17 protein-coding genes are annotated in these 19,791 nt (G+C 73.3%); 3 read left to right on the forward strand and 14 right to left on the reverse strand.

What is annotated here, in order from left to right; translation table 11 throughout:
- Positions 1-125: 125 nt before the first annotated feature.
- The 3 genes from tsaD to tsaB are packed head-to-tail and all read right to left on the reverse strand — an operon-like array spanning position 126 to position 2,561.
- On the reverse strand, positions 126-1,289 hold the full coding sequence (gene tsaD / locus ABZX96_RS24985) for a tRNA (adenosine(37)-N6)-threonylcarbamoyltransferase complex transferase subunit TsaD (RefSeq protein WP_355548469.1): 1,164 nt from the start codon (positions 1,287-1,289) through the stop codon (positions 126-128).
- Entirely contained in the window at positions 1,282-1,830 is a 549-nt protein-coding gene (rimI, locus tag ABZX96_RS24990; RefSeq protein ID WP_355548542.1) for a ribosomal protein S18-alanine N-acetyltransferase, read from the reverse strand. Before rimI ends, tsaD begins: the two co-directional genes overlap by 8 nt.
- Before the next feature lie 53 nt (positions 1,831-1,883).
- On the reverse strand, positions 1,884-2,561 hold the full coding sequence (tsaB, locus tag ABZX96_RS24995; RefSeq protein ID WP_355548472.1) for a tRNA (adenosine(37)-N6)-threonylcarbamoyltransferase complex dimerization subunit type 1 TsaB: 678 nt from the start codon (positions 2,559-2,561) through the stop codon (positions 1,884-1,886).
- 146 nt (positions 2,562-2,707) lie between these two features.
- Here tsaB and ABZX96_RS25000 point away from each other — a divergent pair, with 146 nt between their 5' ends.
- Positions 2,708-3,271 (forward strand): hypothetical protein, encoded by a 564-nt coding sequence (locus ABZX96_RS25000; protein WP_355548475.1) that lies wholly within the window; start codon positions 2,708-2,710, stop codon positions 3,269-3,271.
- A gap of 176 nt (positions 3,272-3,447) precedes the next feature.
- Here the strand turns inward: ABZX96_RS25000 and ABZX96_RS25005 are convergent, their stop codons facing one another.
- From ABZX96_RS25005 to glmS, 7 genes are all read right to left on the reverse strand, one after another.
- A complete protein-coding gene (locus tag ABZX96_RS25005; protein ID WP_355548478.1) occupies positions 3,448-3,744 on the reverse strand; it encodes a hypothetical protein in 297 nt (98 codons plus the stop codon).
- A gap of 397 nt (positions 3,745-4,141) precedes the next feature.
- Complete coding sequence (gene tsaE, locus ABZX96_RS25010) at positions 4,142-4,717, reverse strand: tRNA (adenosine(37)-N6)-threonylcarbamoyltransferase complex ATPase subunit type 1 TsaE (protein ID WP_355548481.1); 576 nt, start codon at positions 4,715-4,717, stop codon at positions 4,142-4,144.
- A 343-nt stretch (positions 4,718-5,060) separates the two neighbouring features.
- Positions 5,061-6,323: an alpha/beta hydrolase gene (locus tag ABZX96_RS25015; RefSeq protein WP_355548484.1), complete on the reverse strand. Its 1,263-nt coding sequence runs from the start codon at positions 6,321-6,323 to the stop codon at positions 5,061-5,063.
- Positions 6,320-7,504 carry an alanine racemase gene (gene alr / locus ABZX96_RS25020; RefSeq protein ID WP_355548487.1) on the reverse strand — a complete coding sequence of 395 codons (1,185 nt, stop codon included), beginning with the start codon at positions 7,502-7,504 and terminating at the stop codon, positions 6,320-6,322. The genes ABZX96_RS25015 and alr overlap by 4 nt, the downstream gene beginning before the upstream one ends.
- Positions 7,505-7,788: 284 nt before the next feature.
- On the reverse strand, positions 7,789-9,297 hold the full coding sequence (locus ABZX96_RS25025; RefSeq protein WP_355548490.1) for an NAD(P)H-hydrate dehydratase: 1,509 nt from the start codon (positions 9,295-9,297) through the stop codon (positions 7,789-7,791).
- A 325-nt stretch (positions 9,298-9,622) separates the two neighbouring features.
- Positions 9,623-9,991 carry a holo-ACP synthase gene (locus ABZX96_RS25030; protein ID WP_355548493.1) on the reverse strand — a complete coding sequence of 123 codons (369 nt, stop codon included), beginning with the start codon at positions 9,989-9,991 and terminating at the stop codon, positions 9,623-9,625.
- The gene (glmS, locus tag ABZX96_RS25035; protein WP_355548496.1) at positions 9,988-11,835 is read right to left on the reverse strand and encodes a glutamine--fructose-6-phosphate transaminase (isomerizing); all 1,848 of its coding nucleotides are present in this window, start codon (positions 11,833-11,835) and stop codon (positions 9,988-9,990) included. The genes ABZX96_RS25030 and glmS overlap by 4 nt, the downstream gene beginning before the upstream one ends.
- A 664-nt stretch (positions 11,836-12,499) precedes the next feature.
- On the opposite strand from glmS, the gene coaA reads away from it, so the two are divergent.
- Positions 12,500-13,429 (forward strand): type I pantothenate kinase, encoded by a 930-nt coding sequence (gene coaA / locus ABZX96_RS25040; RefSeq protein WP_355548545.1) that lies wholly within the window; start codon positions 12,500-12,502, stop codon positions 13,427-13,429.
- A 158-nt stretch (positions 13,430-13,587) separates the two neighbouring features.
- Positions 13,588-14,538, forward strand: a complete 951-nt coding sequence (locus ABZX96_RS25045) for a DUF389 domain-containing protein (protein ID WP_355548499.1) — start codon at positions 13,588-13,590, stop codon at positions 14,536-14,538.
- A gap of 219 nt (positions 14,539-14,757) precedes the next feature.
- On the opposite strand, the gene glmM is transcribed toward ABZX96_RS25045, so the two are convergent.
- From glmM to ABZX96_RS25065, 4 genes are all read right to left on the reverse strand, one after another.
- Positions 14,758-16,167, reverse strand: a complete 1,410-nt coding sequence (gene glmM / locus ABZX96_RS25050) for a phosphoglucosamine mutase (RefSeq protein WP_355548502.1) — start codon at positions 16,165-16,167, stop codon at positions 14,758-14,760.
- A gap of 142 nt (positions 16,168-16,309) precedes the next feature.
- Positions 16,310-16,816 (reverse strand): 30S ribosomal protein S9, encoded by a 507-nt coding sequence (rpsI, locus tag ABZX96_RS25055; protein WP_355548505.1) that lies wholly within the window; start codon positions 16,814-16,816, stop codon positions 16,310-16,312.
- Positions 16,817-16,859: 43 nt separating this feature from the next.
- Positions 16,860-17,303, reverse strand: coding sequence for a 50S ribosomal protein L13 (gene rplM, locus ABZX96_RS25060; RefSeq protein ID WP_355548508.1), 444 nt, complete (start codon positions 17,301-17,303; stop codon positions 16,860-16,862).
- 827 nt (positions 17,304-18,130) lie between these two features.
- The gene (locus tag ABZX96_RS25065) at positions 18,131-19,750 is read right to left on the reverse strand and encodes an ATP-binding cassette domain-containing protein (RefSeq protein ID WP_355548511.1); all 1,620 of its coding nucleotides are present in this window, start codon (positions 19,748-19,750) and stop codon (positions 18,131-18,133) included.
- Positions 19,751-19,791 lie beyond the last annotated feature (41 nt).

Below are 19,791 nucleotides of genomic sequence, written 5' to 3' on the forward strand. Positions count from 1 at the left end.
TTGGAATAGCTTTTTCTGTCAATGGGTGGGCCCGGGCCCAGAGCGCGGGGCGACCGGAACACGAGTGAGGCGCGCCCCCGGTTTCCCGGCGAACGCGCCTCGTACCGCAAGCCCTACCCGGCGTCTCACTCCGAGTAGAGGTTCTCCTTGCTCAGCTCGTGGACGTGGTCGTGGCTGTGGCCGTGACCACCGTGGCCGTGCCCATGCCCATGCCCATGGTCGTGCCCGTGCGCGGCGGAGGCGTCCTCGCCGGGGACGTGCGGATCCGTCACCGGCAGGGACGAGTCCGCCGAGAGTTCCCAGCTGGAGGGGGTGCGACCGCGGGCGACCATCTCGGCGCCGAGGGCGGCGACCATGGCACCGTTGTCGGTGCACAGCTTGGGGCGGGGGACGCGCAGGGTGATACCGGCGGCCTCGCAGCGGTGCTGGGCCAGGGCGCGCAGGCGCGAGTTGGCGGCGACGCCGCCGCCGATCATCAGGTGGTCGACGCCGTTGTCCTTGCAGGCGCGGACGGCCTTGCGGGTCAGGACATCCACGACGGCCTCCTGGAAGGACGCGGCCACGTCCGCCACCGGCACCTCCTCGCCCGCCGCGCGCTTGGCCTCGATCCAGCGGGCCACCGCGGTCTTCAGGCCGGAGAAGGAGAAGTCGTACGCGGCGTCGCGCGGGCCGGTCAGGCCGCGGGGGAAGCGGATGGCCTCCGGGTCGCCCTCACGGGCGTAGCGGTCGATGACCGGGCCGCCGGGGAAGCCGAGGTTCAGCACCCGTGCCACCTTGTCGAACGCCTCGCCCGCCGCGTCGTCGATGGTCGAGCCGAGCGGACGCACGTCGCTGGTGATGTCCGGGGCCAGGAGCAGGGAGGAGTGGCCGCCGGAGACCAGCAGGGCCATGGTCGGCTCGGGCAGCGGGCCGTGTTCGAGCTGGTCGACGCAGATGTGCGAGGCCAGGTGGTTGACGCCGTACAGCGGCTTGCCGAGCGCGTACGCGTACGCCTTGGCGGCCGAGACGCCGACCAACAGGGCGCCCGCGAGCCCGGGACCGGCCGTGACGGCGATGCCGTCCAGGTCGCTCGCGGCGACCCCGGCCTCCTTCAGGGCGCGCTGGATGGTGGGGACCATCGCCTCCAGGTGGGCGCGCGAGGCGACCTCCGGCACCACGCCGCCGAACCGGGCGTGCTCGTCGACGCTGGAGGCGACCGCGTCGGCGAGCAGCGTGGTGCCGCGCACGATCCCGACGCCGGTTTCGTCGCAGGAGGTCTCGATGCCGAGGACGAGCGGTTCGTCAGCCATGGGTCTGTGTTCCTTGTGGTGCGGAAGGCGAGCCGGCGGCCGGCTCGGCGGATTCGAGAGCGGTGGCCGACCCGGCGTCACCGGGCTCGGCGGGCGGCTCCGGCTCATGGGTGAGCCGCATGACCAGCGCGTCGACGTTGCCCGGCTGGTAGTAGCCGCGCCGGAAGCCGATGGGGACGAAGCCGAAGCGCTCGTACAGCCGCTGCGCGCGCAGGTTGTCCACCCGCACTTCGAGCAGCACCTCGTGGCACTCGAAGGCGGTGGCCGCGGACAGCAGCTCGGTCAGCAGGCGGGCGCCCAGGCCGGTGCCCCACTGGTCGCGGGCGGTGGCGATGGTCTGGACGTCCCCGGTGCCGTCGACGGCGGCCAGCCCGGCGTAGCCGACGATCCGGCCGTCCAGCTCCGCGACGACGTACCGGCGGTTGGCGCCCGGTCCGCGCGCGTGCGCCAGCTCGGACCAGAACATCCCCGGCGACCAGGCGTCCTCCGGGAAGAGCTCGGCCTCCAGCTCCAGTACGGGCTCGATGTCCCACCAGCGCATCTCGCGCACGGTCGCGGCGGGCGGCGCACCCTCCCCCTGTGCCACGCGCGCGGTCACCGGGGGGTGACCACCTTGTAGTTCGCGGGCACCTGCGCGTCCGGGCGGCGCAGGTACAGGGGCTGGGGCGGCAGCAGCTCCTCGCCGCGGGCCAGCTTCTCGGCGGCCAGGGCGCCCAGCGCCGCCGCCGACTGGTGCTCGGGGCCCTCGCTCCGTACGCCGTCGAACACGTCCGCGTACAGCAGCGCGCCCGCGCCCACCGCCGGCACGCCGGCGACCTGCTCGGCGATGTCCGCCGGACGGTCCACGGACGGTTCGCTCACGCGGGTGCGGGCGTCGGCGTAGCGGGCCCAGTAGACCTCCTTGCGGCGGGCGTCCGTCGCCACCACGAAGGGGCCCTCCAGTCCGGAGGCGTACGCGAGGCCGTCGAGCGTGCACACGCCGTGGACGGGCACGCCGAGCGCCGCGCCGAAGGTGGCGGCGGTCACCAGGCCCACCCGCAGTCCGGTGTAGGGGCCGGGGCCGACGCCGACCACGATGTCGGTGACCTCGTCGAGCTTGCGGCCCGCCTCGGCCAGCACCCGGTCGACGGCGGGAAGCAGCAGCTCGCCGTGCCGGCGCGCGTCCACCTGGCGGGACTCGGCGAGGACGCGCGCGCCCTCCCCTGGCGCACCGGCTCCCAGGAGCGCGGCGGTGACGGCGGGCGTGGCGGTGTCAAGAGCTAGCAGCAGCACGCCATCAAGACTACGGCGCGGCGGGCCGTGCCCTGGCGGGTGCTACGGTCGCCGGTAATCATGTAGGACGTTGGGCAATCCCCCAGGCGTCGGGCCTGTCCCCCGGACCGGGCACGTACGAAACCAGTACGAAAGGTGGCACAACGGTGCCTTCCCGGAGCAGCGTGATCGTCACGGCTCTCACCACCGCGGCCGTCGCGGTCGTCGGTGTGCTGGCCTACCAGGCGTCCGCGTCCATCCCGGACCGGCTCAAGAACGCCGCCGACCGCCCCGCCGTCACCGCCTCGCCCACCCCCGGCCCTTCGGACGAGGGCAAGGGCAGGTCCCAGGTCCCCGTCCCGGGCGACTCCGGGCAGGGCAAGCGGGTGGTGTACTCCCTCAGCGCCAAGCGGGTGTGGCTGGTCGCCGAGGACGGCAAGGTCGTCCGCACCTTCGAGGTCGCCCCGAGCACGGTGAACCCGGCGCCGGGGACGTACAAGGTGATCGACCGGGATCCGAGCGTCACAGGGTCCGACGGCGTCCCGGTCGAGCACGTCATCAAATTCGCCACCGTCGGTCACGTGGTCGTCGGCTTCAGCGCGGCGCTGGACGGGTCGATGCCGGACCCGAACTCCCCGAAGAAGACCGGTGGCATCCGCGAGAAGCGCGACGACGGCTCGGCGATGTGGGACTTCGCCGCGAAGGAGACACAGGTCGTGGTGCTGGACTGAGGGTCGTTCCGGTCGTGGTGCCGGGCTGAGGCCCGTCCCGATCATGGTGCTGGGCTGAGGCCCGTTCCGGTCGTCGTGCCGGGGCGGGTCTTCTTTTTGGGTTTCGCGGTGCCGGGGTTCGGAACCTCACGTCTCGTGACGGGAGCGTGTGCCCCTGCCACCCCACCCCGAACGGACTACGCCGCGTTCCGCTCCGCACCGGACGGCGGTGTGGCGTCGGCGCCCTCCTCGGCGTCCCGGTCCATCGCCGGGCGCTCCGGGGCCTTGGGCGGGGTGGAGACGGCGGTGGCCGCGGCGCAGGCGGCGAGCAGTTGGTTCATCGTCGGCGTGGGGCCGTCGGCGGGGCGGGGGCCGTGGTCCGCGGCACGCCGGTGGGCGTCGCGCTGGGCGCGCCGGGCCGCCGCGGCGGTGGGCTCGTGGGCCGTCATGGGCGCCTCCCGGGACTCCTGGACGGACAGATAAGTTAGGTACACCTAACTTTCCCTTCTTCACCCATCTGACCACGCTTGGCATCGCCCGCGCAACATCTTGCCGACGGGTTGTCGGAAACTACGGTACGGGCAAACCGGCCCAGAACCCGCCATCGTCGACCCTCGGCCATCCACTGCCGCCCTGCGGCGTCCTCGCCGAACCCTGGCCGCGCCCCGTTCGCGCGCCGTCCGCGCGCCGAAAAACCACCCCTCGGAGCCATCAGGCCAGGTCAGGTCGGGGTCGCACCCACCCAGAGCCGATCACCCCAGCCAGAGCGCCCGGCCCCCGATCACCCCGCCGTGGCCCACATCACGCCGTACGAAACGGCTGGGGCCCCGGCCGCCCAGCAGCCGAGGCCCCAGCCCCATCCCGATTCCGGCTACGCGTTCCGCCCCGCGCTCACGTCGGCCCGAGCGCCGACAGATCCGCCCCGGCCCACCGGGCGCCGACGCCGGTGACCGTGACCTCGCGCACGTCGTCACCGTCCGTGACACCGGCACCGTCCGCCACCGCGTCCGCGTGCGCCACGTCCCGCACGCCACCCGCCCCGGGCGCGGCCTCGCCGCCCACCGCGCGGGCGATGACGACGTGCAGCCGGTCCTCCGAGAGCTCCTCGACCTTGCCCTCGCCCCACTCGACGACCACCACCGACTCCGGCAGCGACACGTCCAGGTCCAGGTCCTCCATCTCGTCCAGCCCGCCGCCGAGCCGGTACGCGTCCACGTGCACCAGGGCCGGGCCGCCGGTCAGGGAGGGGTGCACCCGCGCGATGACGAAGGTCGGGGACGTGACGGCGCCGCGCACTCCGAGCCCCTCGCCCAGGCCACGGGTCAGGGTCGTCTTGCCCGCGCCCAGCTCGCCGCTGAGCAGCACCAGGTCGCCGGGGCGCAGCAGGGTGGCCAGGCGGCGGCCCAACTCCTGCATGAGATCGGGGGAGTTGACGGTGATACGGGTGGTGGTGTCGGTGGTGCTCATGCCGCCGATGGTACGGCCCGCGGGCGGCGGACGAGGCGGCACACGGCCGTACGCCGCCAGGGCGGGCGCGGCAGACACCTCATCCCGGGGCCGACGGGCCCTCGTCCGGCATCACGGATGAACCCCGGCGGCGCGCACGAGGACAACCGCCCTCCTCCTCACAACCGGGCGCCACCCCATGCCGCGCTCACGCCCGCCTCCACCGGCGCTCGCCGCGTCCGCACGCCCCACACCCGCTTCCGAGCGCGTCCGCACGCCCGATGGCCCGCTTCCCAGCGCGTCCCCGCACGCCCCACGCCCACCCCGAACGCGTCCCGCACGCCCCGAGCACGGCCCCCGTCCCCTACGCCCGCTCCGAACGCGTCCCCCGCGCCGTCGAGGCCGCCCGTTCGACGAGGGCCGCCAGCCGCTCGGAGACGAGTTCCGGCCGCTCCAGCATGATCAGGTGGCCGGCGCCGGGCACGCACAGCGACTCGGCGCCGGGCAGCAGGTCGGCGATGGCGCCACTGTGGTCGGACGGAGTGATCAGGTCGCGGTCGCCGGACATCACGAGGGCGGGCACGCCGTCGTACGCGGCCAGCGCCTCCGTCTTGTCGTGCACCGCGAACGCCGGGAAGAACTCCGCGACGACGTCGATCGGCGTCGCCTCGATCATCCGCTCCGCGAACCGCGCCACCGCCGGGTCCACGTCCTTGGGCGTCCCGAACGAGTAGCGCTTGACCAGCCCGGCGAACAGGTCGGCGGTCGCCCGGCGCCCCCGCTCCACCAGTTCGCTCTGCGCCCCCATCGCCTTCAGCAGCCCCGGCGCGAAGCGGTGGAAGGCCTTGACGCCCAGCGACGGCAGCCCGAAGGCGACCTCGCTCAGCCGCCCGGCCGACGTGCCGACGAGCGCCACACCCGTCACCCGCTCGGCCACGTACTCCGGGTACTGCTCGGCCAGCGCCATCACCGTCATGCCGCCCATGGAGTGCCCGACCAGCACCACCGGCCCCTCGGGCACGGCGGCGTCCAGCACCGCCTTCAGGTCCCGGCCCAGCAGGTCGATGGTGACCGGTTCGGCGCCCGCCCGCTGGGCGCGCCCGCGCTCCGAGCGGCCGTGGCTGCGCTGGTCCCAGTGGACGGTGCGGACGACGCCGCGCAGCGCGGCCCGTTGGAAGTGCCAGGCGTCCTGGTTGAGGCAGTAACCGTGGCAGAAGACCACGGTGGGTGCCGTGCCGCGCCGGCCCAGGACGCCGCGCAGCCGCTTGCGGCGCGCCCCGGGGACCGCGCCGGGCGTCTCGCCGGGCTCGTCCACCTCGTAGTACAGCTCCGTGCCGTCCTCGGCGACCGCCCGGCCCGGCGTGCCGCGCAGCGTCCCGTACGGGCCCGCCGCGTCCAGCGCCAGCCGCGCCCTGCGGCGCATCCCCCGGCCGACGGTCAGCCGCTCGATGGCCACCCCGGCCGCGGCGCCCGCCGCCACCACGCCGATCGCGGCCCCGGCGATGCCCGCGTGCCGCCCGGCCCGCGACCAGCTGCCGGCGGCCTCCGCCCCGTCGGCAGCCGCTCCGGCCCCCTGGACGGCGGCGTCGACGGCCGCGTCCACGGCCGCCCCTGTCGTGTCGCTCATGTCGCGCCCCCCGTGTCCGCGCACTGGTTCATCCCCGTGTCCGCGCACTCGTCCCTATAGACGCGCGGCACGCGCGTGCCGATGCGCGTGACGATTTCGTAGGCGATGGTCCCGGTGGCGCGCGCCCAGTCCTCGGCGGTCGGCTCGCCCCGGTCGCCCGGCCCGAACAGCACCGCCGTCTCTCCGACCTGCGCCGCGTCCCCGCCCAGGTCCACGACGAACTGGTCCATGGCGATCCGCCCCGCCACCGTCCGCCACTTGCCCGCGATGAGCACCGGTCCGCCGCCCGACGCGTGCCGGGGAATGCCGTCGGCGTAGCCGACCGGGACCAGGGCGAGCGTGGTCTCCCCCGGCGTCGTGTACTGGTGCCCGTACGACACGCCGTGACCGCCCGGCACCCGCTTGACCGACGCGACCGACGCCTCCAGCGTCATGGCGGGCCGCAGCCCGAAGTCCTCGGGGGCGCCGATCTCCGGGCTGGGCGAGACGCCGTAGATACCGATGCCCGCACGGACGAGATCGAAGTGCGCCTCCGGGAGGGTGAGCAGGGCCGGGGTGTTGCAGTGGTGCCGCACCTCCGGGTCCAGCCCGGCGGACTCCGCCACCGCCAGCGCCGCGCGGAAGACCTCCAGCTGGGCGGCGATCGAGGGGTGGCCGGGCTCGTCGGCGCAGGCGAAGTGCGACCACACGCCGGTGACGCGGACCGTGCCCTCGGCCTCGGCGGCGCGCGCCGCGCCCACCAGCTCGGCCCAGTCGGCGGGCTGGCAGCCGTTGCGGCCGAGCCCGGTGTCGACCTTGAGCTGCACCCGGGCCGTACGGCCGCACGCCCGCGCCGCCGCCACCGCCTCCCGCAGCGCCCACATGCCGCTGACCGAGACGTCGACGTCCTGCTCGACGGCCTCCCGCCACGGGCCGCCCGGCGTCCACAGCCAGCACATCAGCCGGCCGGTGTCGCCCGCCGCGCGCAGCGCCAGCGCCTCTTCGGGCAGCGCCGTGCCCAGCCACGTCGCACCGGCCTCGCGGGCGGCCCGGGCGCAGCGCACCGCGCCGTGCCCGTAGGCGTCGGCCTTGACCACGGCCATGATCTCCGCGCGCGGGGCACGGGCGCGGAGCGCGCGGACGTTGGACCGCACGGCGGCGAGGTCGATGGTGGCGCGGGCACGCATAGCTGTCTCAGTCATCGTTCCTAGTGTCTCAGGCGGCACATGGCCCCCTTCGAGCGAAGTCGGCCGCACGGGAACCGGGTGACGCGGGCGGCTCCGGTGGCGGTGAGCGGTCAGGTTCGTTCAGTGGGAGACGCGTGGGGAGGGTGGGGCGGTTCGGGGCTCCCGGGGTTCGTCTGGCGGCGCGGGCCGGTGGGCCCATGGGCATCAGCCGTCCCACGTGTACCGCGCCGCACGCCCGCAACGCGCTCAGGGCACCGATCCGTCCGGACGTCCCCGGCGCCCCGCGACCCCGCCCCCGCTCAGCTCCGTACGTCTCTCCACACCGCCGGCAGCTCGTCCGCCACGTCCGTGGCCACCACCGGCGCCCCCGGTACGTCCGCCGCCCGGCGAGCGGCCAGCCCGTGCAGATACGCGCCGACGGAGGCCGCGTCCCGCGCCGCCAGCCCGGTCGCCAGCAGCGAGCCGACCAGCCCGGACAGCACGTCCCCGCTCCCGGCCGTCGCCAGCCACCCGGTACCCGTCGGATTGGCGCGCACCGGCCGCCCCTCCGCGTCGTCGGCCACCAGCGTCGTGGAACCCTTCAGCAGCGCCGTCACCCCGAACCGCGTCGCCAGCGCGCGCACGCTCCGCAGCCGGGCCCCCTCGACCTCCTCGCGGGCCGCTCCCAGCAGCGACGCGGCCTCCCCGGCATGCGGCGTGATCAGCGTCGGCGCCGACCGGGCCCGGAGGCGGTCGGCCGTCAGGTGGTGCAGCCCGTCCGCGTCCACGAGCACCGGAACGTCCGAGGACAGCACGTCCTCCAGCGCGTCCACGTCGTCCCCCAGCCCCGGGCCGACCACCCACGCCTGCACCCGCCCGGCCTTCGAGGGCGGACCCGAGGACACCAGCGTCTCCGGGAACCGCGCGATCACCGCGTCCGCCGCCGGACCCACGTACCGCACGGCCCCCGCACCGCCCCGCAGCGCCCCCGCGACCGCCAGCACCGCCGCCCCCGGATAGCGCGTGGAGCCGGCGACCACGCCGACCACCCCGCGCCGGTACTTGTCGCTCTCCGCCGCCGGGCGGGGCAGCAGGGCCGCCACGTCCACGTACTGAAGCGCCTCGACGACGGGCCCGGCGGCCACCCCGGCCTCCGACGCCGCGGCATCGCCCGCCTCGTCCCCGTCGGCCGCCTCGGACCCGTCGGTTTCGTCCCCCGTCGGCAGCCGCAGCCCGATGTCCACCAGCCGCAGCGCCCCCACGTACTCGCGCGCCGGATCGATGAGCAGCCCCGGCTTGTACGCCCCGAACGTCACCGTCGCGTCGGCGCGCACCGCCTCCCCGCGCACCTCGCCGGTGTCCGCGTCCACGCCGCTGGGCAGATCGACCGCCACCACCATGGCGCGGTGCGCGGCGGCGGCCAGCGCGGCGGCCTCGGGCCGCAGCCCGCCCTTGCCGCCGATGCCCACGATCCCGTCCACGACCAGGTCGGCCCGCGCGATGTCCCCGTGCGCGTCCGTGGACACCCGGCCGCCCGCCGCACGCAGCGCCGCCAGCCCGCCCGCGTGCGCCCGCTCCGGGTTCAGCAGCACGGCCCGGACGCCCGCGCCGCGCCGGGCCAGCCGGGCGCCCGCGTACAGGGCGTCCCCGCCGTTGTCGCCGCTGCCGACGAGCAGCACCACCCGGGCGCCGTAGACCCGGCCCAGCAACTCCCCGCAGGCCACGGCCAGCCCGGCCGCCGCCCTCCGCATGAGCGTTCCTTCAGGCAACCGGGCCATCAGCTCGCGCTCGGCGGCCCGTACGGTCTCCACGCTGTACGCAGTCCTCATGCCCTCAGTCTCACCCCGGCCCGCGCGATGATGCCCGCCGACCGGCGCTTCCGGACAGCCGGAACCGACCGCGCGTCCGGGCGTGCGCCCGGGTGGCACACACGCACGGAGCACGAGACGAACGGGCCCGGCGAACGGGACGAACCCAGCCCCAGACGAACGGGCTCCGCAGCCGAAACAAACCGGGCACGCAGGCGAACGGGCTCCGCAGCCGAAAAGAACCCGGCCCCCAAACGAACGGGCCCCGCGAACGAAGCGAACGAAGCACCCCGAAGGAGAAGCACCCCGAAGGAGACGAACGAACCGAGCTCGCCCGGGCCCTCCCCTACCCCTCCGCGATCACCACCGCCGACGCCACCCCCGCGTCATGGCTGAGCGACACATGCCAGCCCCGGACCCCCAGCTCCGCCGCCCGCGCCGCCACCGTCCCGCTGACCCGCAGGCGCGGCTGACCGCTCTCCTCCACGTACACCTCGGCGTCCGTCCAGCGCAGCCCGCCGGGCGCGCCCAGCGCCTTGGCCAACGCCTCCTTCGCCGCGAACCGGGCCGCGAGCGAGGCGACACCCCGCCGCTCCCCGCTCGGCAGCATCAACTCCCGTTCCACGAAAAGCCGTTGAGCCATCTCCGGCGTACGCTCCAGCGCCGCCGCGAACCGGTCGATGGCCGCGACGTCGATCCCGACCCCCACGATCATTCGACGGTCACCGACTTGGCCAGATTGCGCGGCTGGTCCACCTCGTTGCCCCGGGCGGTGGCCAGCTCGCACGCGAAGACCTGGAGCGGCACCGTGGACACCAGCGGCTGGAGCAGCGTCGGCGTGCGCGGGATGCGGACGAGGTGGTCCGCGTACGGCACCACGGACTCGTCCCCCTCCTCCGCGATCACGATGGTGCGCGCGCCCCGGGCCCGGATCTCCTGGATGTTGGACACGATCTTGTCGTGCAGGACGGAGCGTCCGCGCGGCGACGGCACGATGACGACGACCGGCAGGTCCTCCTCGATCAGCGCGATCGGGCCGTGCTTGAGCTCGCCCGCCGCGAACCCCTCCGCGTGCATGTACGCGAGTTCCTTGAGCTTGAGCGCGCCCTCCAGGGCGACCGGGTAGCCGACGTGCCGCCCCAGGAAGAGCACGGTGTTCTTGTGCGCGAGCCCGCGCGCCAGCTCGCGCACCGGCTCCATGGTCCCCAGCACCTGTTCGACCTGGTCGCCGATCTCCGCCAGCTCCCGCACCACGGCGCGCACCTCGTCGCCCCACTTGGTCCCGCGCACCTGCCCCAGGTACAGCGCCACCAGGTAACAGGCCACCAACTGGGTGAGGAACGCCTTGGTGGAGGCCACCGCGACCTCCGGGCCCGCGTGCGTGTAGAGCACCGCGTCCGACTCGCGCGGGATCGTCGCCCCGTTCGTATTGCAGATGGCGAGCACCTTCGCGCCCTGTTCACGGGCGTGCCGCAGCGCCATCAGGGTGTCCATCGTCTCGCCGGACTGCGAGATGGCGATGACGAGCGTCCGCGAGTCCAGGATCGGGTCCCGGTACCGGAACTCGCTGGCCAGCTCGGTTTCGCACGGGATGCGCGTCCAGTGCTCGATCGCATACTTCGCGATCATGCTCGCGTGGTAGGCCGTGCCGCAGGCCACTATCACCACCTTGTCGACCTCGCGCAGCACCGCGTCCGGGATGCGCAGCTCGTCCAGCGACAGCACCCCGTGCGCGTCGATCCGGCCGAGCAGCGTGTCCGCGACCGCCTTCGGCTGCTCGGCGATCTCCTTGAGCATGAAGTAGTCGTAACCGCCCTTTTCGGCGGCCGACGCGTCCCAGTCGACGTGGTACGGCCGGACGTCGGCGGGCACCCCCTCGAAGTCGGTCACCGTCACCCCGTCCCGGCGCAGCTCGACCACCTGGTCCTGCCCCAGTTCGACGGCCTCCCGGGTGTAAGCGATGAACGCCGCCACGTCCGAGGCGAGGAACGCCTCGTCCTGCCCGAGCCCCACCACCAGCGGGGAGTTGCGGCGCGCCCCGACCACCACGTCCGGCGCGTCGGCGTGCACCGCGACCAGCGTGAACGCGCCCTCCAGCCGACGGCACACCTGCCGCATCGCCTCGGCCAGATCGCCGCAGGAGGAGAACTCCTCGGCGAGCAGGTGCGCCACCACCTCCGTGTCCGTCTCCGAAAGGAGGGTGTGACCGCGCTCGGCCAGCTCGGCGCGGAGCGCGGCGAAGTTCTCGATGATGCCGTTGTGGACGACGGCCACCCGGCCCGCGTTGTCCAGGTGCGGGTGCGCGTTGGGGTCGGTCGGCGCGCCGTGGGTGGCCCACCGGGTGTGGCCGATGGCCGTACCGCCGGTCGGGAGCGGACGGTCGGCCAGCTCCTTCTCCAGGTTGGCGAGCTTGCCCGCCTTCTTGGCCGCGGCCAGCCCGCCATCGGCCGGCACGGCGACACCGGCCGAGTCGTAGCCGCGGTACTCCAGCCGCTTCAGCCCGGCGAGGACGACGTCAAGGGCGGACCGGCCGCCCACATAACCCACGATTCCGCACATGAACGCAGCCTACGACCCACCCCGATCAATCCCTCAGCGCAATACGGACGCGATCCGGACGCGGCACGGATGACGCGATCCGAACCCGTCAGACCTGAACGCCACGACCTGACCTGTCAGACCCGAACACCACAACCAGAACCCGTCAGACACGAACACCACAACCAGAACGCGTCAGACACGAACACCACGAACCCAACCCAACCAACGCAACCAACGCACCCCGCCCAACAGATACGAACGCCACACCCCTCCCCCTCCCCGCCCCCGTACGCACCCCCGGGATGACCCCCTCCCCCGGCCTGCGCACAATGATCCCGTGTCCTCAAGCCGACCAGACGTGCGACCCGACGGCCCGTCCGACCCCCGGTCCGACGCCCCCCACGCCGCCCGTCCCTCCGCGCCGTCCGCAGCGCGCCCCGCGGCGCGCCCCGACGAGCAGCACGACACCCACCCGGAAGCCCCGGCCACCGCCCCCGGCGCCGGGACCGCACCGGCCCCCCACTCCCGGCCCGAGCCCGACACACCCGCACCCGGGGCCCACCCCGAAGCCCCGGCAGCCCCGGCCACCCCCGGCACCGGCACCGCGTCCGACACGCCCCTCCCCCACCCCACACCCGACCCCGCTCCCCGCCGCCGGGCCGAGAGCACCCCGTACGTCGACCTGACCCGGGCCCAGTGGAGCGCCCTGCGGGAGAAGACCCCGCTCCCGCTGACCGCCGAGGAGGTCGAGCGGCTGCGCGGCCTGGGCGACGTCATCGACCTGGACGAGGTCCGCGACGTCTACCTCCCGCTCTCCCGCCTCCTGAACCTCTACGTCGCCGCCACCGGCAGCCTGCGCGGCGCGCTGAACACCTTCCTCGGCGACGCGGGCGACGGCCAGGGCGCGCAGCCCGGCACCCCGTTCGTCATCGGGGTCGCGGGCAGCGTCGCGGTCGGCAAGTCGACCACCGCCCGCCTCCTCCAGGCGCTGTTGGCCCGCTGGCCCGAGCACCCGCGCGTGGAACTCGTCACCACCGACGGCTTCCTCTACCCCAACGCCGAGCTGCACCGCCGCGGCCTGATGTCCCGCAAGGGCTTCCCCGAGTCCTACGACCGCCGGGCGCTGACCCGCTTCGTGGCGGACGTGAAGGCGGGAAAGGCCGAGGTCAGCGCGCCGGTCTACTCCCACCTGATCTACGACATCGTGCCCGACGAGCGGCTGACCGTGCGCCGCCCGGACATACTGATCGTCGAGGGCCTGAACGTCCTCCAGCCCGCGCTCCCCGGCAAGGACGGCCGCACCCGCCTCGGCCTGGCCGACTTCTTCGACTTCTCGGTGTACGTGGACGCCCGCGCCGAGGACATCGAACGCTGGTACCTGGGCCGCTTCCGCAAGCTGCGCGAGACGGCCTTCCAGAACCCGTTCTCGTACTTCCGCAAGTACACCCAGGTCTCCGAGGAAGAGGCGCTGGACTACGCCCGGATGATGTGGCGCACCATCAACAAGCCCAACCTGCTCCAGAACGTCGCCCCGACCCGGGGCCGCGCCAGCCTCGTCCTCCGCAAGGGCCCCGACCACAAGGTGCAACGCCTCTCCCTGCGCAAGCTCTGACCCAGCCACCGCCAGGAGACGAAGGCCGGCCGACCCGCTATCAGGGGACGAAGGCCCGCCACCAGGAGAAGAAGGCCGGCCCGCCCCTCCCGAAAAACGGCGCCCGGCACCACCCCACCCCCATCCCCGACGACCAGCCCGAGCCGAGGAGCACTCCCGTGCTGCACCTACGTCTGATGGTCCCCACCGACCGCACGGAGGAGGTGACCCAGCTCCTGGAGCGCACCGTCGGCACCACCAACCTCGCCGTCTTCACCGGCGCCGCCCGCGACCCGCGCGGCGACGTGATCCAGTGCGACGTGGCCCGGGAGGCCGCCGACGGGGTGCTCCGCGAGCTCCGGGCGCTCGGCCTGTACGAGAGCGGCTCGATCGCCGTCGAGGACATCGACCTCTCGCTGTCCCGCCGGGCCGACCAAGCCGAGGAGGACGCCCCCGGCGAAGGGGCGGACGCCGTCCTGTGGGAGTCCCTGACCGAGGCGACCCACGAGGAGTCCACCCTCTCCGCCACCTACCTCGCGTTCCTGACGCTGGCCACGATGATCGCGGCCTGCGGCGTGGTGCTGGACAACGCGATCCTGATCGTGGGCGCGATGGCGGTGGGCCCGGAGTTCGGGCCGCTGGCCGGGATCTGCACGGCCCTGGTCCGCCGCACACCGCGGCTGGCGTGGCGGTCGCTGCTCGCGCTGGTCGTCGGGTTCGCGGCGGCGATGGTGGTGACGGTGGGGTTCAGCTACCTGATGGACACGGTGGGCCTCTTCCAGAAGTCCGCGCTGGACGCCGAGCGCCCGAACACCAACTTCATCTACCGCCCCGACTGGTTCTCCTTCGTCGTGGCCGTCCTCGCGGGCATCGCCGGGGTGCTTTCCCTCACCTCGGCGAAGTCGGGCGCGCTGGTCGGCGTGGCGATCTCGGTGACGACGGTCCCGGCAGCGGCGAACGCGGCGGTCGCCTTCAGCTACGACGAGTACCGCCAGGCCTGGGGCTCCACGGAACAGCTCCTGCTCAACCTCGCCGGCATCGTCGTCGCCGGCACCCTCACCCTGACCGCCCAGAAACTCCTCTGGGCCCGCCAACACCGCCGCACCGAAAAACGAACGACAGCAAGCTGAAACCAGCCCACCCCAGGACACACAACAACGCCGACCCGCCCCACCCACCAGCCCGGCGCCCCGCCGCCGGCCCAGGTGCCGACTCGATCACGTCCACTCGTCAGCCCAAAGACCGCCCCGACCACGAACCACCACTCATCAGCCCGAAGACCGACCCGGCCCCGACCGCTCACCGCCCCAGACGCCGGCCCGTCCCCCCACCAGGCCGGCACCCACTCATCACCCCAGAGCGGACTTCACCGCATCCGCCAGTCGCCCCGCGACGGTCCGCGCCTGCTCGATGTCCGCGGCCTCGACCATCACCCGGACCAGCGGCTCGGTACCCGACGGCCGCAGCAGCACCCGCCCGGTCGCGCCCAGCTCACGCTCGGCGTCGGCGACGGCGGTGGACAGCTCGGACGAGGTCGCCACCCGCGACTTGTCCACGTCGGGGACGTTGATCAGCACCTGCGGCAGCCGCTCCATGGCGGCGGCCAGCTCGGCCAGCGGGCGGCCGGTCGCGGCGACCCGCGCGGCCAGCATCAGACCGGTCAGCGTGCCGTCACCGGTCGTGGCGTGGTCCAGCACGATGACGTGCCCGGACTGCTCACCACCGAGCGCGTAACCGTTCGCCTTCATGTTCTCCAGGACGTAACGGTCACCGACCGCCGTCTGGACGAGGGACAGCCCCGCACGCTCCATGGCGAGCTTGAAGCCCAGGTTGGACATCACGGTCGCGACCACGGTGTCCTTGCGCAGCGTCCCGGCCTCGTGCATGCCCAGCGCCAGGACGGTCAGGATCTGGTCGCCGTCCACCTCGACGCCGGCCGCGTCCACGGCCAGGCAGCGGTCCGCGTCACCGTCGTGCGCGACGCCCAGGTCCGCGCCGTGCTCCAGGACGGCGGCGCGCAGCCCGGAGATATGGGTGGAGCCGCAGTTGTCGTTGATGTTGAGGCCGTCAGGGTCGGCGCCGATGGTGACGACGTCCGCACCGGCCCGCCGGAACGCCTCGGGCGAGACCCCGGCCGCCGCGCCGTGCGCCGCGTCGATGACGACCTTCAGGCCGTCCAGGCGGTTCGGCAGCACGCCCACCAGGTGCGCGACATACTTGTCGAAGCCCTCGTCGTAGTCCTTGACCCGGCCCACTCCGGCGCCGGTCGGCCGCTCCCAGGGCTCGCCGGAGGCGTGCGCGCGGTAGGTGCGCTCGATGCGGTCCTCCAGCTCGTCGGCGAGCTTGTGGCCGCCCCGGGCGAAGAACTTGATCCCGTTGTCGGGCATCGGGTTGTGGCTCGCGGAGAGCATCACGCCCAGGTCCGCGTCGAGCGAGGCGGTCAGGTACGCGACCGCCGGGGTCGGCAGCACGCCCACCCGCAGGACGTCCACCCCGGCGCTGGCCAGCCCGGCCACCACCGCGGCCTCCAGGAACTCCCCGGACGCCCGCGGATCACGGCCGACCACGGCCACCGGCCGATGGCCTGCGAAGGTGCCCTCCCGCCCGTCACCCGACCGCCACCCCGGATCGACGGGGCTTCGCCCCGACCCCTCCATTAGCACGTGCGCCGCGGCGACCGAGAGACCGAGCGCCAGCTCCGCCGTCAGATCCGCATTGGCGACGCCGCGCACCCCGTCCGTGCCGAAGAGTCGTCCCACTGGTGTCCTCCGAGTAGATGAACGTGGACCAGAGCATTGCGTCCAGGTATACGCCCCTGGCCCGGGATAGCCGAACGCCCCGGCAGCACGGATGGTGCCACCGGGGCGATCGTCAAGAGCTGCACACGTCGCAGCGAGCGGATTAGCGCTTGCTGTACTGCGGAGCCTTGCGGGCCTTCTTCAGACCGGCCTTCTTGCGCTCGACCGCACGGTCGTCGCGCTTGAGGAAGCCGGCCTTCTTCAGCGGGCCGCGGTTGTTGTCCTCGTCCGCCTCGTTCAGCGCACGGGCGACGCCCAGGCGCAGCGCACCGGCCTGGCCGGAGATGCCGCCACCGGCGATGCGGGCGATCACGTCGTAGCGGTTGTCGAGCTCAAGCACCTTGAAGGGCTCGTTGACTTCCTGCTGGTGCACCTTGTTGGGGAAGTAGTTCTCCAGGGTGCGGCCGTTGATCTTCCACTGGCCGGTGCCCGGAACGATCCGGACGCGGGCGATGGCGTTCTTGCGACGGCCCAGGCCGGCGGCCGGCTGCGGGTCGCCGAAGCGGGAAGCGAGCGACTCGGAGGTGTACTCGCCCTCCAGCGGCGCCTCGCTCTCGGTCGTGTACTCCTCGACCTCGTCCAGCGGGATCTCGGGGGTGGTCTCAGCCACGATGCTCCTCAGATTCTCTTCGTCTAGGGGGGTGTGGCCGGACTTACTGCGCGACCTGGGTGATCTCGAACGGGACCGGCTGCTGAGCAGCGTGCGGGTGCTCGGCGCCCGCGTAGACCTTCAGCTTCGAGAGCATCTGGCGGCCCAGGGTGTTCTTGGGAAGCATGCCCTTGATGGCCTTCTCGACGGCCTTCTCGGGGTTCTTCGAGAGCAGCTCGTCGTAACGGACGGAACGCAGACCGCCCGGGAAACCGGAGTGGCGGTAGGCCATCTTCTGGTTCCGCTTGTTGCCGGAGAGGTGCACCTTGTCCGCGTTGACGATGATGACGAAGTCACCCATGTCGACGTGCGGCGCGTACACCGGCTTGTGCTTGCCCCGCAGGAGGGACGCGGCCTGGGAGGCCAGGCGGCCCAGGACAACGTCCTGCGCGTCGATGATGTGCCACTGGCGCTGGACATCGCCGGGCTTAGGGCTGAACGTACGCACGGTTAGCCTTCGCTTCTTCAGTGAATGGGTCCTGTACTGGCCACCACGGTCGATGCACCAGCGCTGGCGGCGCCGCGGGTGACGCAACCCTGGTGCCTGCCGCTGATCATCGGCCCGGTGTCCGGCGTAAGGGCCCCTCACGTGAGATAGAGCAAGCCAATACGCATAATGAATTCGCAGAATACCGGGCCGCCCCCGGCCGGGTCAAAACCCGTCCCGAACCGGAGTGCGATCAGGCCCCCCTCACCCCGGACACGCCAACCGCGCCGCAAGGCCCCGGGGGCTCCGCGACCACTTCCACGGTAACCGGTCCTTCCACCCGGATGGCCCCGCGTGTGTCCTGGACCACGACTGACGGGCACAGATTCCGGCCACACCCGCCGGGCCCGTCATCCGTGTCCCGGAACATCCGGGCATCCAGGCACCCGGGCACCCGGGCACCCGCCGGCACTCACCCCCACCGGCAGTCATCCGCCGACGCCGCGTGGAACCGCCTCCGGCCGAAGGCTGGGCGAGAAGCGCCACGAGGCGGCCCAGACCTCATCCGCAGAGCAGATGCGGCCCACCAGCCCCCCACCGACGATCAGCCGCCAAACCGACGGAAGGGGACGTCCCGGGGTGCCCCCGCAGCGGACTGGGGCGCGTCGGCCTCGTCACAAGATGTCGTCGGGGAGGCGCAACTGCCGCGAGGAGGTACCCCGGGGCGGCCCCGACCCCGTACGAAACAACAGGCGCAAGACCACCGGACCGCACCCGCGACAGAACCCGGCCCCGTACGCGCGACAGGCGCCGACGGCCACAAAACACCGAAACGCCCCCCGAGAGCCCTACCGCTCCCGCACAACCCGCCCCTCATCCCAAACCGGCTCCGAAACCTCCCGCACCCGCCCATCCGCCCCAAAGACCAGGTACCGATCAAAGGCCCGCGCGAACCACCGATCGTGCGTCACCGCCAGCACCGTCCCCTCGTACGCCTCCAGCCCCTCCTGCAGGGCCTCCGCGCTCTCCAGGTCCAGGTTGTCGGTCGGCTCGTCCAGCAGCAGCGCGGTACTGCCCGCCAGCTCCAGCAGCAGGATCTGGAACCGCGCCTGCTGCCCCCCGGACAGCCGCTCGAACCGCTGCTCCGCCTGGCGGTCCAGCTCGTACCGCCGCAGCGCGCTCATGGCCTTGCCCCGGTCCTTGGCGTGCTCCGTCCACAGGATGTCCAGGAGCGTGCGCCCCTCCAGCTCCGGGTGCGCGTGGGTCTGCGCGAAGTGCCCCGGCACGACGCGGGCCCCCAGCTTCCACTCCCCCGTGTGCGCGACCTCGTCCCCCGCCAGCAGCCGCAGGAAGTGCGACTTGCCCGACCCGTTCGAGCCCAGCACCGCGACCCGCTCGCCGTAGAAGATCTCCAGGTCAAAGGGCCGCATCAGCCCCGTCAGCTCCAACCGCCGGCAGGTCACCGCCCGCACCCCGGTCCGGCCGCCCTGCAGCCGCATGGTGATGTCCTGCTCGCGCGGCGGCTCCGGCGGCGGCCCGGCCTCCTCGAACCTCCGCAGCCGGGTCTGCGCCGCGCGGTAGCGGGAGGCCATGTCGTCGCTGACCTCGGCGGCCTGCCGCAGCGTCCGGACGAGCTTCTTGAGCTGCTCGTGCTTCTCGTCCCAGCGCCTCCGCAGCTCCTCGAACCGCGCGAACCGCTCCTTGCGGGCCTCGTGGTACGTGCCGAAGCCGCCGCCGTGCACCCACACGTCCGAGCCCGCCGGCCCCGGCTCGACGCTGACGATCTTCTCCGCGGCCCGCGCCAGCAGCTCCCGGTCGTGGCTGACGAAGAGCACCGTCTTCTTGGTCTCGCGCAGCCGGTCCTCCAGCCAGCGCTTGCCGGGGACGTCGAGGTAGTTGTCCGGCTCGTCCAGGAGCAGCACCTCGTCCTGACCGCGCAGCAGCGCCTCCAGGACCAGCCGTTTCTGCTCGCCGCCACTGAGGGTGCGCACCTGCCGCCACTGGGCCTTCTCGTACGGGACGCCCAGCGCGGCCATGGTGCACATGTCCCAGACCGTCTCGGCCTCGTACCCGCGCGCCTCGGCCCAGTCCGCGAGCGCCTGCGCGTACGCCATCTGCGCGGCCTCGTCATCGACGGTCATCACCGCGTGCTCGGCCGCGTCCACCGCCGCAGCGGCCTCCCGCAGACGCGGCGGCGCCACCGAGACCAGCAGATCCCGCACCGTCCGCTCATCCCGCACCGAGCCCACGAACTGCGGCATCACGCCCAGCCCACCACTGACGGTGACCGACCCGCCGTGCGGCTTCAGCTCCCCCGCGATCAGCCGCAGCAGCGTGGTCTTGCCCGCGCCGTTGGCCCCGACCAGCGCGACCGAGGCCCCCTCCCCGACCCGGAAGGAAACGTCTCCCAGCAGCACCCGCCCGTCCGGCAGGTAGTACTCCAGATGCCCGGCCTCCACATGCCCCATGACTCAGGATTCTCACCGCCCGCTGCCCCCGGGACCAACCG

This window comes from Streptomyces sp. NPDC003077 (assembly GCF_040611095.1).
In the GTDB taxonomy this organism is placed as follows: Bacteria; Actinomycetota; Actinomycetes; order Streptomycetales; family Streptomycetaceae; genus Streptomyces.